The following is a 14806-nucleotide window of genomic DNA, read 5'->3' on the forward strand; positions in this document are numbered from 1 at the left end:
CGCTTTCGGAGTTCGTCCGATGCGACGGGTCTTTACCGGCCCGTAATATCAGGTTAACAGGCCGCTTACGGCCCCGATCGTGAAGGAGAAGAGTATGTTCAGGTCACTGATTCTGGCAGCAGTACTGCTGGCCGCAGCGCCACTAGTCGCTAACGCTGGTGAAATCACCCTGCTGCCATCGGTAAAATTACAAATAGGCGATCGTGACAATTACGGTAACTACTGGGACGGTGGCGGCTGGCGCGACCGTGATTACTGGCGTCGTCACTATGAATGGCGTGATAACCGTTGGCATCGTCATGACAACGGCTGGCACAAAGGCTGGGACAAAGGCAGAGATAAAGCCTGGGAGCGCGGCTATCGCGCGGGCTGGAGCGACCGCGACGACCATCGCGGCGGCTGGGGACGTGGTCCCGGCGGACGCGGTCACGGTCATGGACATGGCCATCACTAACAGACGAAAAGGGGAGCCCATCGGCTCCCCTTTGCTTTATTCCGCAGCAGGAAGTCATCAATCCACCCCGAGCAGCGATCCCACAATTAACCAGCCGTTCAGGCTCACCACAATGGCGACTATCGCCCAGCCGATGCCTCTCACCCAACGGGTATTCACCAGGTCTCCCATCAGCTTCGCATTGCTGGTAAATATCAGCAGCGGCACCAGGGCAAGCGCAATGCCAAAGCTGAGCAACACCTGACTCATTACCAGGATGCGCGTAGGATCCAGCCCCAGCAGAATGACGACAAACGACGGCAGCATGGTGATCGCCCGGCGAAACCACAGCGGAATATGAAAGCGGATAAACCCCTGCATAACGACCTGACCTGCCAGAGTGCCCACCACGGTCGACGATAAACCGGCGGCAATCAGGCTGAGGCCAAAGATGGTCGCCGCCGCGTGGCTCAGCAGTGGCTCCAGCGTTCTGTAAGCCTGATCGAGATCGGCGACGCCGGTATGGCCGTTGAAGTGGAATGCCGCCGCGGCGGTCGCCATCATCGCCAGGTTAACGAACCCCGCAATGGTCATGGCGATCGCCACATCCCAGCGGGTTGCGTTATAGCGTTCTTTTCGCGTCCCGCCGTGCAGATGCTGGGTAAGCGAGGAGTGTAAGTAGATCACGTGCGGCATAATAGTGGCCCCCAGCACCCCGGCGGCTAAGAATACCGCCTCGCCGTTGGGCAGCGTAGGGATCGCCAGCCCTTTGGTCAGGGGAGCCAGCGCGGGCTGGGAAAAGATCAATTCAACGACATAGGCGACGGCAACAAACAGCAGCAAGCCGCCAATCACCTTCTCCAGCGGTTTTTGCCCGCGCCGCTGCAGCATCAGGATCAGGAAGGTCGCCACCCCGGTCAGCACCGCCCCTTGCAGAAGCGATACGCCCAGCACCAGCTTAAAGCCAATCGCAGCGCCGATAAATTCGGCCAGATCGGTGGCCATGGCGATGATTTCCGCCTGTACCCAGTAAAACCACACGACCGGGCGCGGGTAATGGTCGCGGATCTGCTCGGCCAGGTTTTTACCGGTGGCAATGCCCAGTTTGGCAGAGAGCACCTGGATCAGCATCGCCATCAGGTTGGCCCATACTACGACCCACAGCAGCTGATAGCCAAAGCTGGCGCCAGCCTGAATATTCGTGGCGAAATTACCCGGATCGATATAGCCAATGGCAGCGACGAAAGCGGGCCCCATTAAGGCGAGCTTCACCTTGCGCGCGGCGCGACTACTGCTATTCTCAACGCGACTGCTAGTCATCTTCTGCCTCTGGAAATATAGCCTTTGCTATGTTTCATCCTATCAAAATGCGAATGATTATCAAGTTCATTTAGAATGGAGATAATAATTGCTGTGATAGGAGGGAACAATTGCTGGCCGGATATGGAAAAGGGCGTCAGAAAACCCGATCGCGCCAAATATTAAGAGTAGTACAAGAATGCAACTTTTAAAACCTTTACGTAACATAACAAAAGTGGATGTTTGATCACTATTTTTGCCATTGGTCACAGTTCCTTGCAATAGTGTGCAATTGATCTCGTTTTCTTTAAAGCCGTTGCATAGAATGTGCACGGAAATTTAACCTGCCTCATATTTGGAGCAACTATGGACCGCGTCTTGCATTTTGTCCTCGCGATCGTTGTGGTGGCTATACTGGCCCTGTTGGTCAGTCATGACCGTAAAAAGATCCGTATTCGTTATGTTGTTCAACTGCTTGTCATTGAAGTCCTGCTGGCCTGGTTCTTCCTCAACTCCGATATTGGTCTGGGTTTTGTGAAAGGCTTCTCCGAGATGTTTGAAAAACTTCTCGGCTTTGCCAACGAAGGGACAAACTTCGTGTTCGGCAGCATGAACGACAAAGGTCTGGCCTTCTTCTTCCTTAAGGTTCTGTGCCCTATCGTCTTCATTTCCGCTTTGATCGGTATTTTGCAGCATATTCGCATCCTGCCGATTGTTATCCGCGCCATCGGTACCGTGCTGTCGAAAATCAACGGCATGGGCAAACTGGAGTCCTTCAACGCCGTCAGCTCGCTGATCCTCGGCCAGTCGGAAAACTTTATTGCCTATAAAGATATTCTCGGCAAAATGTCGCGCAACCGTATGTACACCATGGCGGCGACCGCGATGTCCACCGTATCGATGTCCATCGTCGGCGCGTATATGACCATGCTGCAGCCGAAGTACGTCGTCGCGGCGCTGGTGCTCAACATGTTCAGCACCTTTATCGTGCTGTCGTTGATTAACCCGTACCGCGTGGAAGAGAGTGAAGAAAATCTGCAGATGTCGAATCTGCACGAAGGTCAAAGCTTCTTCGAGATGCTGGGCGAATACATTCTGGCGGGCTTTAAAGTTGCGATTATCGTGGCGGCGATGCTGATCGGCTTCATCGCGCTGATCTCCGCGCTGAACGCCCTGTTCGCTACCGTGACCGGCTGGTTCGGCTACAGCATCTCCTTCCAGGGGATCCTTGGCTATATCTTCTACCCGGTCGCCTGGGTGATGGGTGTGCCGGCAAGCGAAGCGCTGCAGGTGGGTAGTATTATGGCCACCAAGCTGGTCTCCAATGAATTCGTCGCCATGATGGATCTGCAGAAAATCGCCTCGACGCTCTCCCCGCGTGCGGAAGGCATTATCTCTATATTCCTGGTCTCCTTCGCCAACTTCTCGTCTATCGGCATCATCGCCGGGGCGATTAAAGGTCTGAACGAAGAACAGGGCAACGTGGTTTCACGCTTCGGTCTGAAGCTGGTTTACGGCTCCACGCTGGTCAGCGTACTGTCTGCTTCAATTGCGGCTCTGGTTCTGTAACAGGCGCCAGTCCTCTGAGCCGGGCAATGCCCGGCTTTTTTTTACCCGTCATTCGCCCAGCGGCCGGGGCTTGCCCACCAGGTAGCCCTGCAGATAATTCACCCCCAGCTCCAGCAAGCGCGCTTTTTGCGGTTCGCTTTCGACATATTCCGCCACCACGCTCATCTGTTTCGCCCGCGCCATCTCAACAATCGATTTCACCATAATGGCATCCAGCGGGTCAGTGAGGATGTCGCGAACGAAGCAGCCGTCAATCTTGATGATATCGGCCTGCAGATGCTTCAGTCGTTCATAGTTCGCATACCCGGTGCCAAAGTCATCAATGGCGATGGCACAGCCAAACGCGCGCAGCGCTTCAAGATTTTGCTGGCTGATGTCGGCATTGGAAAAGGCCTGCTCTTCAGTGACTTCAATAGTGATAAGGCCTGGTGAGACCGCATAGCGTTGAAACAGCGCGATAATCTGCGCGGCGCTGTCCTTTTGCATCAGAGTTGCAGGCAGCAGATTGACCGAGAATCGCTGGCCAGGGTGCTGATGAAGCACGCTGAACAAGGTCTCCAGCACCAGCATGTCGAAACGTTGGCTGAGGTTAAACTGCACAATCAACGGGATAAACTGATCGGGCATAATGACGCTATCGCCACAGCGCATGCGGGTGAGGATCTCATGATATCCCTCCCCTTCCCTGTTCTGAATCGGCTGCGCATAGAGCATCAGCGCCCGCTCTTTGAGCACCTGCTTGACGCGCATGAGGAGGCGCACCTGCTCGGTGGTTTGATCCACCACCAGCTCCTGCTCCTCATCCAGGGCCAGCACCCGACGTTCGCTACCCGCCTGTTCGGAAAGCCAGCTTAGCTGACCCAGCATCTGGTGAAGTCCCTCGCGCTGACCGTCGTCGCGGCCCCAGGCCGCGCCAAACTCCAGATCCAGCGGCTGATTGTGCCAGCTGAATTTTTTGTGATTGAGAACCGCGACCATATGATGCAAACGGGACGAAGGCTCCGGTCCGTCAAGCACGAGGATCAGTTCGCTGCCCGGCACCTGGAAAACTTTATCCGTCGCCCCCAGCAGCGGTTGCAACGCCCGAATAATCTGCCGTTTACAGTCCACCCCCATCATCAGGCCATAATGCCTGCTGAGAAAGTCGAGATTATGAATACGCAGGCTGCAGATAACCTGCTGCGGGCAGCTCTGTAAATGGCTCTCCAGCGCGCGCAGGTTAGGCAAGCCAGTCAGCGGATCTTCTTCCGCCTGACTACGCCAGCGGCGTTTATTGCGGTCGCTACGGGCATAGGTGTCTGCCATATAAAACAAACAGATAGTAAAGGAGATCAGCACTGAGAGCACAAAGGATAATGAATACTCGCTTTGGACGCCCTGGAGAAAGTTTTTGTTATACACCACCAGTAAAAAAGCCGAGACCGACCATGAAATACGCAGCAGCGCATGACCAATTCGGCTGATCCCGATAAAGTAGACGATAAAAATCACCGGAACTAAATAACCGGCAATAAATTCAGACTGATACGGCGCACACAATAGCGTTAATATCACCGCCAGCGCAATAAACCAATATAGCGTAAAGGAACGATATTTTGCTGCCAGCCACGGTAAACATTCCTGCCGCCAGAAACGTCGGGCGTAGCGTGGATTGATAATCATCCGCATTGGATAATATAAAAAAGTGGTAAAAATTAATGCCGCGCTGATTAAACTTTGAATATCTATTACGGTATAAATCAATGGCATACTGCCAAAATAGCTGGTAATAGATAAGGGAAAAGCAAAATATTGCCCGGCAAGGTACATGGTGAGTTTCAGCAGCACCGGCGCGAAGAAGCCGCCCCAGAAGATCCGCGCTCCCATATGTTTTGCCGTCGGGCCACAGCGCCAGCGCTTACCCACCATCAGTCTTAGAATAACGCAGGAGAAGAACACCGCAAACAGCTGACAAAAGAGTAAGATAAGCGCCTGCGGTAGCGTTAATTTAATAAGAAAGCAATTGGTGATGGCAAATGCGAGGATTAATGGCGCAATCGCATAGCGGCCAAAGATAAAAATAACAGAAAACATCACGCTAATGGGCAGCCAGGCAATATAAATAAGATTGCCATCAATAACCGTTTGCGGTGAAATAAAACGAGCCAGCGGAATAGCGACTAAACAGACGATAAAGGCCAACAGAGTTTTTTTGATATTAATGTTAATTTTATCAACCATTATTGTTAATTAAAACTCCGGCAACCTCATTACGTTTAATGGGGGAAATGTTATGTTGCTTATTTAGGGCAGGCAAGGTGATTTATCAGGAAAAAGTCTGAAATTACTTTCGATTTTAATTGCTGGAGATTAACTGACTTAAGCAGAAAATGCTTTACATGAAAATAGATAAAAACAAAAACCCCCGCCGAAGCGAGGGTTCTGAATTTTGGTGGAGCTAAGCGGGATCGAACCGCTGACCTCTTGCATGCCATGCAAGCGCTCTCCCAGCTGAGCTATAGCCCCACAGGACCTCTTTACGAACCAATTCCGCTGGGTGCAGAATTTGGTGGAGCTAAGCGGGATCGAACCGCTGACCTCTTGCATGCCATGCAAGCGCTCTCCCAGCTGAGCTATAGCCCCGTAACGTAAAGCGTGTCGTGTTGACGGGCGGCATAATATGAATTCCTCGCTCAGGTGTCAACGGCAAAATTATCCTTCTCGATTCAATCGCTGAAAAAGCAGGCAACCTGCTGACATTGCGAGCCTTATCGCAGCCAGAAGTTAAACAGGTCACCTTTTCCAGTAAAAGGATGCTATAACATGGACAGCTAATTCCATACATTTACTCAGGAAATAGTATGCTCAAGGAACGAATGACACCTGAAGAAATCGCCCATCTGACCGGCTACAGTCGGCAAACTATCAATAAGTGGGTGCGGAAAGAAGGCTGGCAGACCTCTCCGCGGCCTGGCGTCCAGGGCGGCAAGGCGCGCCTGGTCCATGTCAATGAGCAAGTCAGGGAGTTTATCCGCAGCGCCCAGCGCGTGGCGGAGACGCCCGGCACCTATTCTCCCCACGACAGCGATCTGGAATCGCTGCTGCTGACCCTCTGTAAAGAACTCACCCCCAGCGAGCAGAAGCAGCTTATGTCGCTGTTGCTGCGCGAGGGGATCACCGGGTTACTGCTTCGGTTAGGGATCCGCGATCGGTAAACCATGATGAAACTAAAAGATAAAATGACGCCCGCAGAGCTTGCCGACTGCCTGGGGCTGGCCAGACAAACGATCAATCGCTGGGTTCGGGAGAAGAAATGGCGCACAGAAGCGATACCCGGCGTTAAAGGGGGACGAGCGCGACTGGTGGTCATCGACCAACCGGTGCGTGAGTTTTTGACTAACATTCCCGCCAGACGCCATCTGTTTAGCGACAATCATCTCGCGGAATCGCCAGGCGCTTACCTGGTCAATGAGGCGGACGCGATCTGGCGGCAAATCACAGAAACCCTGCAACTGATGACTCCGGCAGAACAGCTGCAGCTCCGCGACCTGCTGGCCCGGGAAGGGATTAGCGGTTTTCTTGCCCGCCTCGGCATCGCCAGCCCGGCGTAACAGACAAAAAAACGGCAGGATTATATCCTGCCGTTATATCATCTACGTCCCCGTCAGGACGCCTGGCCTTCGCGCCCAGCGATAAAAGCCAGCGCTTTATTGATACGCTCTACGCTACGGGACTTGCCGATTGCATGGACGGTTACGTCAAGTGCAGGAGACTGCCCAGCACCGGTAACGGCCACGCGCAGCGGCATACCGACTTTACCCATGCCCACTTCCAGCTCATCAGCGGTTGCCTGAATCGCGTGGTGGACGTTTTCCGCCGTCCAGTCGCTAATCGCCGCCAGCTTGTCGCGGACGACTTCCAGCGGCTGACGCGCTACCGGACGCAAATGTTTCTTCGCCGCGTCGGCGTCGAACTCAGCGAACTCTTCATAGAAGTAGCGGCAGCTCTGGGCAATCTCTTTCAGCGTTTTGCAACGCTCGCCGAGCAGCTTCACCAACTCGGCCAGCTGCGGACCGTTGCGGGTATCGATATTTTCCTGCTCGATATGCCACTGCAGATGGGTCGCCACATACTCCGCCGGCAGCGTATTGATGTAATGATGGTTCAGCCACAGTAGCTTGTCGGTGTTGAACGCACTGGCGGATTTGCTGACCGCCCCCAGCGAGAAGAACTCGATCATCTCTTCGCGGGTGAAGATCTCCTGATCGCCATGGGACCAACCCAGACGCACCAGATAGTTAAGCAACGCTTCCGGCAGGTAGCCATCGTCGCGATACTGCATCACGCTGACCGCCCCGTGGCGCTTGGAGAGTTTCTTGCCATCGTCGCCGTTGATCATCGATACGTGCGCGTATACCGGCACCGGCGCGTTCAGCGCTTTAAGGATGTTGATCTGGCGCGGCGTGTTATTGATATGATCTTCACCACGGATCACGTGGGTGATCGCCATGTCCCAGTCATCCACGACGACGCAGAAGTTGTAGGTCGGGGAACCATCGGTACGGCGAATGATCAGATCGTCCAGCTCCTGGTTGCTGAACTCGATAGGTCCGCGGATCTGATCGTCAAAAATAACTGACCCTTCCTGCGGGTTGGCGAAACGCACCACGCACGGCTCATCGTCGGCATGATGCTCGTGGCTATGGCGGCAGCGGCCATCGTAACGCGGCTTCTCACCGTTCGCCATCTGCTCTTCGCGCAACGCTTCCAGACGCTCTTTCGAGCAATAGCATTTATAAGCGGTACCGGCTTCGAGCATCTCATCGATCACGTTGTTATAACGATCGAAACGTTTGGTCTGGTAATAGGGACCTTCGTCCCATTGCAGATTCAGCCAGTTCATGCCATCCATGATGGCTTCAATTGCTTCCGGGGTGGAGCGTTCGAGATCGGTGTCTTCAATACGCAGTACAAACTCACCGCCGTGGTTACGGGCAAAAAGCCAGGAATAGAGAGCAGTACGCGCACCGCCAACGTGCAGATAGCCGGTTGGGCTTGGCGCGAAGCGAGTTTTGATTTTCATGAATTGGCCTTACGTTTAATAAAGATGCCGATAGACGGCAATGTCCGGTGGAAATTATGGGTCAATATTCTAACACCGTGGGCTGATTCCTCAATGTTGTTCCCGTCGGAACGTCGCGGTTTGCCATTTTTGTTTATAAATCATGCTATGACGCCGGTTTTACGATCGCTTTGTTTAATTTTACGACGAACGAACGAATTCTTTAGAAAAGGCGTTGACTCATTTTCAACTCTCCCTATAATGCGACTCCACACAGCGGGGGTGATTAGCTCAGCTGGGAGAGCACCTCCCTTACAAGGAGGGGGTCGGCGGTTCGATCCCGTCATCACCCACCACTACTTAACGTAGTCTCCGCCGTGTAGAACAGAAAATTGAGAAGTGGGTGATTAGCTCAGCTGGGAGAGCACCTCCCTTACAAGGAGGGGGTCGGCGGTTCGATCCCGTCATCACCCACCACTTTCTCGCCAGCTGGATTTTCTGTCAAAATGTGAAGTACCGAAGTGGGTGATTAGCTCAGCTGGGAGAGCACCTCCCTTACAAGGAGGGGGTCGGCGGTTCGATCCCGTCATCACCCACCACTTCGGGTCGTTAGCTCAGTTGGTAGAGCAGTTGACTTTTAATCAATTGGTCGCAGGTTCGAATCCTGCACGACCCACCAATGTAAAAAGGCGCCCTAAAGGCGCCTTTTTGCTATGCGCGGAACTCAACGATTCGAACCTGCAGCAGGTTCGGGTCGAACGCAGTGAGACAACGGAGCCGCTTGCGGCGACGGCCCGAAGGGCGAGGCGAAGCCGAGTCATCCTGCACGACCCACCAATGTAAAAAGGCGCCCTAAAGGCGCCTTTTTGCTATGCGTGGAACACAGCCCCGGCCACGAGCTTCCCCGTGGCGATAAACCGCGATCAACGCTGATACAGCGGATCTTCAACCCTGGCGGCGGTGAGATTGCCCCCTTCTTCTCGCACGATTTCCCATAACGCCTGGGCGGCGGTCGACAGCGAGCGGTTTTTCCGGCATGCCAGCATCAGCTGCCGCTCCATTACCGGAGTCAGTCGCTTTACCGCCAGATGGCTTCCCTGCGGTAACGGCAGCGCCAGCGCCGGCAGTACGCTGATGCCAATTCCCGATTCCACCATCGGAAACAGCGTTGCCGGATGGCCAATCTCCTGCACAATGTTCGCCCGGACAGCCAGCCTGCTGAGCGCCGCATCAATCAGCGGACGGCTGCCGGAAGCATAGTCCTGCAGGATCAGTCTCTCATTCTGTAGCGCCTGCCACGGCACTTCAGTCAGGCTGGCAAAAGGATGATCCTCCCGGCAGAGCAGCAAAAAAGGTTCCGCCAGGACCACCTCGCACTGCAGATCGGCCGCCGGGCCCGGATCAATCACGATGCCAAAATCCACTTCTCCCTGGCGAATACTCTCCAGGACCCACTGCTGGGGCCGGTCGTGCAGCACAAAATCGATATCAGGATAACGTCGATTACTGTGAGCAATACACTGCGGAATAAGGTGGGCGGAAATCGTCTGGCTGGCGGCGACCTTAACGGTGCCACTCAGCTGCTGGCCTACCCGACCGGCATCGCGCAGCGTCACCGCAAGCTCATCGAGCAAACGCTCCAGCCTGCCTGCCAGCTGCTGACCCGCCTCGGTGAGGACCACCTCCCGGGTGGTACGGTCAAGGAGACGGACTCCGGTCTGATGCTCCAGCTCCTTGACGCTGTGGCTGACGGCCGACTGGCTTAAGCCAATCATCTCCCCCGCCCGGCTAAAGCTCCTGGCGCGGGCAACGGTAACGAATACTTTTAACTGACGCAGAGAGTAATTCATCTTTTTAATTCATGAATAGATGCAATAAATCAATTTTATTTCTCAAATCAAAAAAAGCACAATAGCGCATCTCTTTTCAGGAGCGTTTATGAAACTTTTCCGCATTCTCGATCCGTTTACGGCAACCCTGGTCACCGTTGTCCTGTTGGCCTCATTCTTCCCGGCCCGTGGCGCTTTCGTCCCCTTCTTTGAACATCTCACCACCGCCGCCATCGCCCTGCTGTTCTTTATGCATGGCGCCAAACTCTCCCGGGAGGCAATTATCGCCGGCGGCAGCCACTGGCGTTTGCATCTGTGGGTGATGTGCAGCACCTTTATTCTCTTCCCGGTGCTGGGGGTTCTGTTTGCCTGGTGGGCGCCGGTGAAGGTCGATCCGATGCTCTACAGCGGCTTTATTTATTTGTGCATTCTGCCGGCCACCGTGCAATCCGCCATCGCCTTCACCTCGCTGGCCGGAGGCAACGTCGCGGCGGCGGTCTGCTCAGCTTCGGCCTCCAGCCTGTTGGGCATCTTTGTTTCACCGCTGCTGGTGGGGGTCCTGATGAACCTTCACGGCGCAGGCGGTAGCCTCGAGCAGGTCGGAAAGATCATGCTGCAGCTGCTGTTGCCTTTCGTGCTCGGCCATTTATCGCGGCCGTGGATCGGCAACTGGGTGGCGAAGCATAAGAAGTGGATTGGTAAGACCGACCAGACCTCGATTCTGCTGGTGGTCTACTCCGCCTTTAGCGAGGCGGTGGTGAACGGGATCTGGCATAAAGTGGGCCTGGGATCGCTGCTGTTTATCGTGGTAGTCAGCCTGGTGCTGCTGGCCATCGTCATCGCGGTCAACGTGTTCGTCGCCCGCCGCTGCGGCTTTAACAAAGCTGATGAAATTACCATCGTCTTCTGCGGTTCGAAAAAGAGCCTGGCCAACGGCATCCCGATGGCCAATATTCTCTTCCCGACCTCCATCCTCGGCATCATGGTGCTGCCGCTGATGATCTTCCATCAAATCCAGCTGATGGTCTGCGCGGTGCTGGCGCGGCGCTATAAACGGCAAACCGATGCGCGTCTCGCTCAGGAAAAGACTAACGCCGCCAAAGCCTAACGCGCTTTCTTCAGGGGCTGGACCAGATCGCTCAGCCCCTCGCTTTTAATCAGCAGGGTCAGCGCCATCAGCTCGCCGAGATGGCCGGCAGGGAATTGATCCTTGCGCGCGAACCACAATAAATACTCCTCCGGGACATCGATTAAACGACGCCCCTTGTATTTACCGAACGGCATCTCGGTATTGGCGATCTCGACCAGCTGCGCTTTATCCACGTTATTCTCCCAGCAGACGCATCATTTCGGCTTCGTCAATCACCTCGATGCCGAGCTCCTGCGCTTTCGCCAGCTTAGAACCCGCCGCTTCGCCTGCAATCACCAGATCGGTTTTCTTCGACACGCTGCCCGCCACCTTCGCCCCCAGCGCCACCAGACGCGCTTTGGCATCATCCCGCGACAGTTGACTGAGGCTGCCGGTCAGGACGACGGTTTTGCCTGCAAACGGGCTGTCAATCTCTTCCGCCTTCACCACCACCGGCGCCGGCCAGTGAACCCCTTCCGCCAGCAGCTGCGCGATGACATCGCGGTTGCTCTCTTCGGCAAAGAAGTTGAAGGTATGGGTGGCGACGACGATGCCGACATCAGGGACCTTCTGCAGCTCCTCAATGGAAGCCTGCTCCAGGGCTTCGAGGGTGCCAAAATGCGCCGCCAGGCCTGCCGCCGTGGCTTCTCCTACCTCGCGAATGCCCAAGGCGTAGAGGAAACGCGCGAAGGTTGTCTCTTTGGCTTTCTCGAGAGCGTTGACCACGTTTTGCGCGGACTTCGGCCCCATCCGATCCAGCCCGGTCAGTTTCCCTGCGGTCAGCCGGAACAGATCCGCCGGGGTATGGACGTACTCTTTCTCCACCAGCTGGTCGATGATCTTATCGCCCATGCCGTCAACGTCCAGCGCGCGACGGGAGACAAAGTGCTTGAGCGACTCTTTGCGCTGCGCGCCGCAGATAAGGCCGCCGGTACAGCGGGCTACCGCCTCGCCTTCCACTCGCTCAACGTCTGACTGACAGACCGGGCAGTGGGTCGGGAATTCAACATCCCGGGCATCTGCCGGACGTTCGGAAAGCACCACGTTGACCACCTGAGGGATCACGTCGCCTGCCCGGCGAATCACCACCTTGTCGCCGATTTTCAAGCCTAAGCGTTCAATCTCATCGGCGTTATGCAAAGTGGCATTGCTCACCAGCACGCCGGCGACATGGACCGGCTCCAGGCGCGCCACCGGCGTAATCGCCCCGGTGCGACCCACCTGGAACTCCACGTCCCGGACGAAAGTCATCTGCTCCTGGGCCGGGAACTTAAAGGCCACGGCCCAGCGCGGCGCGCGGGCGACGAAACCCAGCTGTTCCTGCAGCGCCAGCGAATCGACTTTGATCACCACGCCATCAATGTCAAAGCCCAGATGGGGACGATCTTCCTCGACTTTACGATAGTAAGTGAGCACTTCCTCGGGGGTATGGCAAAGAGTGACGCGATCGCTCACCGGTAATCCCCATGCTTTGAACTGCTGTAAACGGGCCGAGTGGCTGGCCGGCAGCTCACCGCCCTCCAGCACCCCAACGCCGTAGCAGAAGAAAGTAAGCGGTCGCTTCGCGGTGATGCGCGGGTCCAGCTGGCGCAACGAGCCCGCCGCCGCATTGCGCGGGTTAGCAAACACTTTTCCGCCGGTGCGGCGAGCTTCTTCATTGATTTTTTCGAACCCGGCCTGCGGGAGGAACACTTCCCCGCGCACCTCCAGGCGTGCGGGGATATTATCGCCATGCAGCCTGAGCGGGATGGTGCGGATGGTTCGCACGTTAGAGGTAATATCCTCGCCGGTGGTGCCGTCGCCGCGGGTCGCCGCCTGCACCAGCACGCCGTTTTCGTAGAGAATGCTCACCGCGAGACCGTCGAGCTTCAGCTCGCAGCAGTAGATGAGCGGGTCAGTGCTTTTCAGGCGATCCAGCACCCGCTTGTTGAAGGCCAGAAAGCTCTCTTCGTCAAACACGTTGTCCAGCGACAGCATCGGCACTTCATGGCGGATCTGGCTGAAGGCGGTCAGTGGCGCCGCCCCCACGCGCTGAGTCGGCGAATCCGGGGTAATCAGCTCCGGATGCTGGCTCTCCAGCTCGCGCAGCTCGCGCATCAGCCGGTCATACTCCGCATCGGGCACTTCCGGCGCGTCCATAACGTGGTACAGGTATTCATGATGGCGAAGCGTGGTTCGCAGTTCAGTCAGTTGTTGTTCGATCGGTTCCATATCACACCATCAATGATAAAAAACCCCCGACAGGCGGGGGTTGAGAAGGAGTTGAGATAACGCGGGACGTCAGGCGTTCGCGTCTTTCACTTCGCGAATACGATCCTGGTATTCACGCAGTTTTTGCGGCGTCATCATGCGACGCTGATCGTCAAGCACCACGCCGCCCACTTCATCGGCGATATACTGCGCAGACTGCAGCATCAGCTTGAAGTTCTGCAGCTCATCACCGTAGGAAGGGACCTGCATAAAGATAGTCACCCCAGGGGTCATCATATCCGCCATGCTGTCCGGATTGAAGGTCCCCGGCTTCACCATGTTGGCCAGGCTGAACAGCACCGGGCCGCTGCCGTCCGGGCTCAGATGGCGGTGGAAAATATTCATTTCACCAAACTTGAAGCCGGCCTGCTGGATGCTATTGATAAGCACCTCGCCGTTAAGCTGCGCGCCATGGTGCGCGGCGACGTTCATCACGATGACCGTCTCTTTACGCTCTTTCGGCTGCGGCGCTGCAGGCTGCTGCGGCTCTGTCGGCTGCGGTTCAGCCACCGCGGGCTGCGGCGCGGCAACAGGCTGTGGCGCAGGCTGCTGCGGAGCGGCCGGCTGCGGCTGGGCGACGGTCGGGGTCACCGGCTGCGGCGCGACAGGCTGTTGCACAACAGGCTGCGGCTGGTGTTGCGGTTGCACGGGCGGCTGCGCGGGTTGCGGCTGTTGCCAGCCCGGCTGTGGAGCCGCATGCGGCGCAGACGGTTGTCCCTGCGGTTGTACCGGGGCCTGGCGCGGCGGCGGCGCCTGACGAACCGGTTCCTCAGGACGCACAGGCTGCTGCATCTGGCGCTCGTAAGGCGGCTGGTACTGGTGCTGCGGCGCCTGACGAGGGGCTTCATGCTCCCCATGCGCGCCGTGCGGAGCGTGAGTCACCGGATGAACGCGGACTTCACCTACGCCTTCAACATTATCATCAAAGTCGTCGTTTTCCGACTCATCGTCGCGCGACTTCATACGTTTCAGTGGGCGATCGCGAAACATCGAAGAACGTTCTTTACGGCTGGTCCAGAAACCATGTACCAGTAAAGCGATTATGGCGATCGCGCCAACAATGATTAATATCAGACGCAAATCCTGCATCATTATATTCTCTGTTGTTCTAACACCTTGCCACCACGGCAAACATTTACTCACTAAGAGTATTTGCCGATTACCTCAAGTGCAAGTGTGTCGGTCGCTTTCACCACATAAAGATGAACTAAATCGTGCTTTTTGCTGTTTTTTCGAACATTTCCTAACTGGTTATT

General features: G+C 55.8%; 12 protein-coding genes, 6 tRNA genes and 1 other RNA gene. 10 read left to right on the top strand and 9 right to left on the bottom strand.

All coding sequences use genetic code 11. The annotated features are described in order from the left end of the window. Window positions 1–94 precede the first annotated feature (94 nt). Entirely contained in the window at window positions 95–454 is a 360-nt protein-coding gene (locus ACQUTI_RS06775) for a DUF2502 domain-containing protein (RefSeq protein WP_017899491.1), read from the top strand. A 57-nt stretch (window positions 455–511) separates the two neighbouring features. Here the strand turns inward: ACQUTI_RS06775 and ACQUTI_RS06780 are convergent, their stop codons facing one another. Next, the gene (locus ACQUTI_RS06780; RefSeq protein WP_043520195.1) at window positions 512–1753 is read right to left on the bottom strand and encodes an Nramp family divalent metal transporter; all 1242 of its coding nucleotides are present in this window, start codon (window positions 1751–1753) and stop codon (window positions 512–514) included. A 345-nt stretch (window positions 1754–2098) separates the two neighbouring features. Between ACQUTI_RS06780 and nupC the strand changes: the two genes are divergently transcribed. Beyond that, window positions 2099–3301, top strand: a complete 1203-nt coding sequence (gene nupC, locus ACQUTI_RS06785; protein WP_012540950.1) for a nucleoside permease NupC — start codon at window positions 2099–2101, stop codon at window positions 3299–3301. 48 nt (window positions 3302–3349) lie between these two features. Here nupC and ACQUTI_RS06790 read toward each other — a convergent pair whose 3' ends face one another. From ACQUTI_RS06790 to ACQUTI_RS06800, 3 genes are all read right to left on the bottom strand, one after another. Beyond that, window positions 3350–5521 (bottom strand): EAL domain-containing protein, encoded by a 2172-nt coding sequence (locus ACQUTI_RS06790; protein ID WP_180242078.1) that lies wholly within the window; start codon window positions 5519–5521, stop codon window positions 3350–3352. A 209-nt stretch (window positions 5522–5730) separates the two neighbouring features. After that, window positions 5731–5806 (bottom strand) — tRNA-Ala (locus ACQUTI_RS06795). A 41-nt stretch (window positions 5807–5847) separates the two neighbouring features. Further along, window positions 5848–5923, bottom strand: a tRNA-Ala gene (locus tag ACQUTI_RS06800). Between the two features lie 218 nt (window positions 5924–6141). On the opposite strand from ACQUTI_RS06800, the gene ACQUTI_RS06805 reads away from it, so the two are divergent. Further along, entirely contained in the window at window positions 6142–6495 is a 354-nt protein-coding gene (locus tag ACQUTI_RS06805; protein ID WP_004202017.1) for a YfeC-like transcriptional regulator, read from the top strand. Window positions 6496–6498: 3 nt separating this feature from the next. Next, window positions 6499–6891, top strand: coding sequence for a MerR family transcriptional regulator (locus ACQUTI_RS06810; RefSeq protein ID WP_004202015.1), 393 nt, complete (start codon window positions 6499–6501; stop codon window positions 6889–6891). 53 nt (window positions 6892–6944) lie between these two features. Here the strand turns inward: ACQUTI_RS06810 and gltX are convergent, their stop codons facing one another. After that, complete coding sequence (gltX, locus tag ACQUTI_RS06815) at window positions 6945–8363, bottom strand: glutamate--tRNA ligase (RefSeq protein WP_053810103.1); 1419 nt, start codon at window positions 8361–8363, stop codon at window positions 6945–6947. Between the two features lie 259 nt (window positions 8364–8622). On the opposite strand from gltX, the gene ACQUTI_RS06820 reads away from it, so the two are divergent. The 5 genes from ACQUTI_RS06820 to ACQUTI_RS06840 all read left to right on the top strand — a co-directional run bounded on the left by ACQUTI_RS06820 (window position 8623) and on the right by ACQUTI_RS06840 (window position 9179). Next, a tRNA-Val gene (locus ACQUTI_RS06820) sits at window positions 8623–8698 on the top strand. Between the two features lie 45 nt (window positions 8699–8743). Continuing rightward, window positions 8744–8819: transfer RNA gene (locus ACQUTI_RS06825), tRNA-Val, on the top strand. Window positions 8820–8865: 46 nt separating this feature from the next. Further along, a tRNA-Val gene (locus ACQUTI_RS06830) sits at window positions 8866–8941 on the top strand. A 4-nt stretch (window positions 8942–8945) separates the two neighbouring features. Continuing rightward, window positions 8946–9021: transfer RNA gene (locus tag ACQUTI_RS06835), tRNA-Lys, on the top strand. A gap of 22 nt (window positions 9022–9043) precedes the next feature. Then, window positions 9044–9179: non-coding RNA, RtT sRNA (locus tag ACQUTI_RS06840), on the top strand. A gap of 86 nt (window positions 9180–9265) precedes the next feature. On the opposite strand, the gene ACQUTI_RS06845 is transcribed toward ACQUTI_RS06840, so the two are convergent. Next, window positions 9266–10192 carry a LysR family transcriptional regulator gene (locus ACQUTI_RS06845; protein WP_004202013.1) on the bottom strand — a complete coding sequence of 309 codons (927 nt, stop codon included), beginning with the start codon at window positions 10190–10192 and terminating at the stop codon, window positions 9266–9268. A gap of 88 nt (window positions 10193–10280) precedes the next feature. On the opposite strand from ACQUTI_RS06845, the gene ACQUTI_RS06850 reads away from it, so the two are divergent. Continuing rightward, window positions 10281–11279 carry a bile acid:sodium symporter family protein gene (locus tag ACQUTI_RS06850; RefSeq protein ID WP_004202009.1) on the top strand — a complete coding sequence of 333 codons (999 nt, stop codon included), beginning with the start codon at window positions 10281–10283 and terminating at the stop codon, window positions 11277–11279. On the opposite strand, the gene ACQUTI_RS06855 is transcribed toward ACQUTI_RS06850, so the two are convergent. The 3 genes from ACQUTI_RS06855 to zipA form a co-directional block, all read right to left on the bottom strand. Continuing rightward, window positions 11276–11494, bottom strand: a complete 219-nt coding sequence (locus tag ACQUTI_RS06855; RefSeq protein ID WP_004202007.1) for a DUF3820 family protein — start codon at window positions 11492–11494, stop codon at window positions 11276–11278. The genes ACQUTI_RS06850 and ACQUTI_RS06855 overlap by 4 nt on opposite strands. 1 nt (window position 11495) lies before the next feature. Then, window positions 11496–13511: an NAD-dependent DNA ligase LigA gene (gene ligA, locus ACQUTI_RS06860; protein ID WP_004202005.1), complete on the bottom strand. Its 2016-nt coding sequence runs from the start codon at window positions 13509–13511 to the stop codon at window positions 11496–11498. 69 nt (window positions 13512–13580) lie between these two features. Then, entirely contained in the window at window positions 13581–14642 is a 1062-nt protein-coding gene (gene zipA, locus ACQUTI_RS06865; protein WP_004202003.1) for a cell division protein ZipA, read from the bottom strand. Window positions 14643–14806: the final 164 nt, after the last annotated feature.

The organism is Klebsiella sp. 7-CIP_Kleb. (assembly GCF_050378655.1).
Classification (GTDB): Bacteria; Pseudomonadota; Gammaproteobacteria; order Enterobacterales; family Enterobacteriaceae; genus Klebsiella; species Klebsiella quasipneumoniae.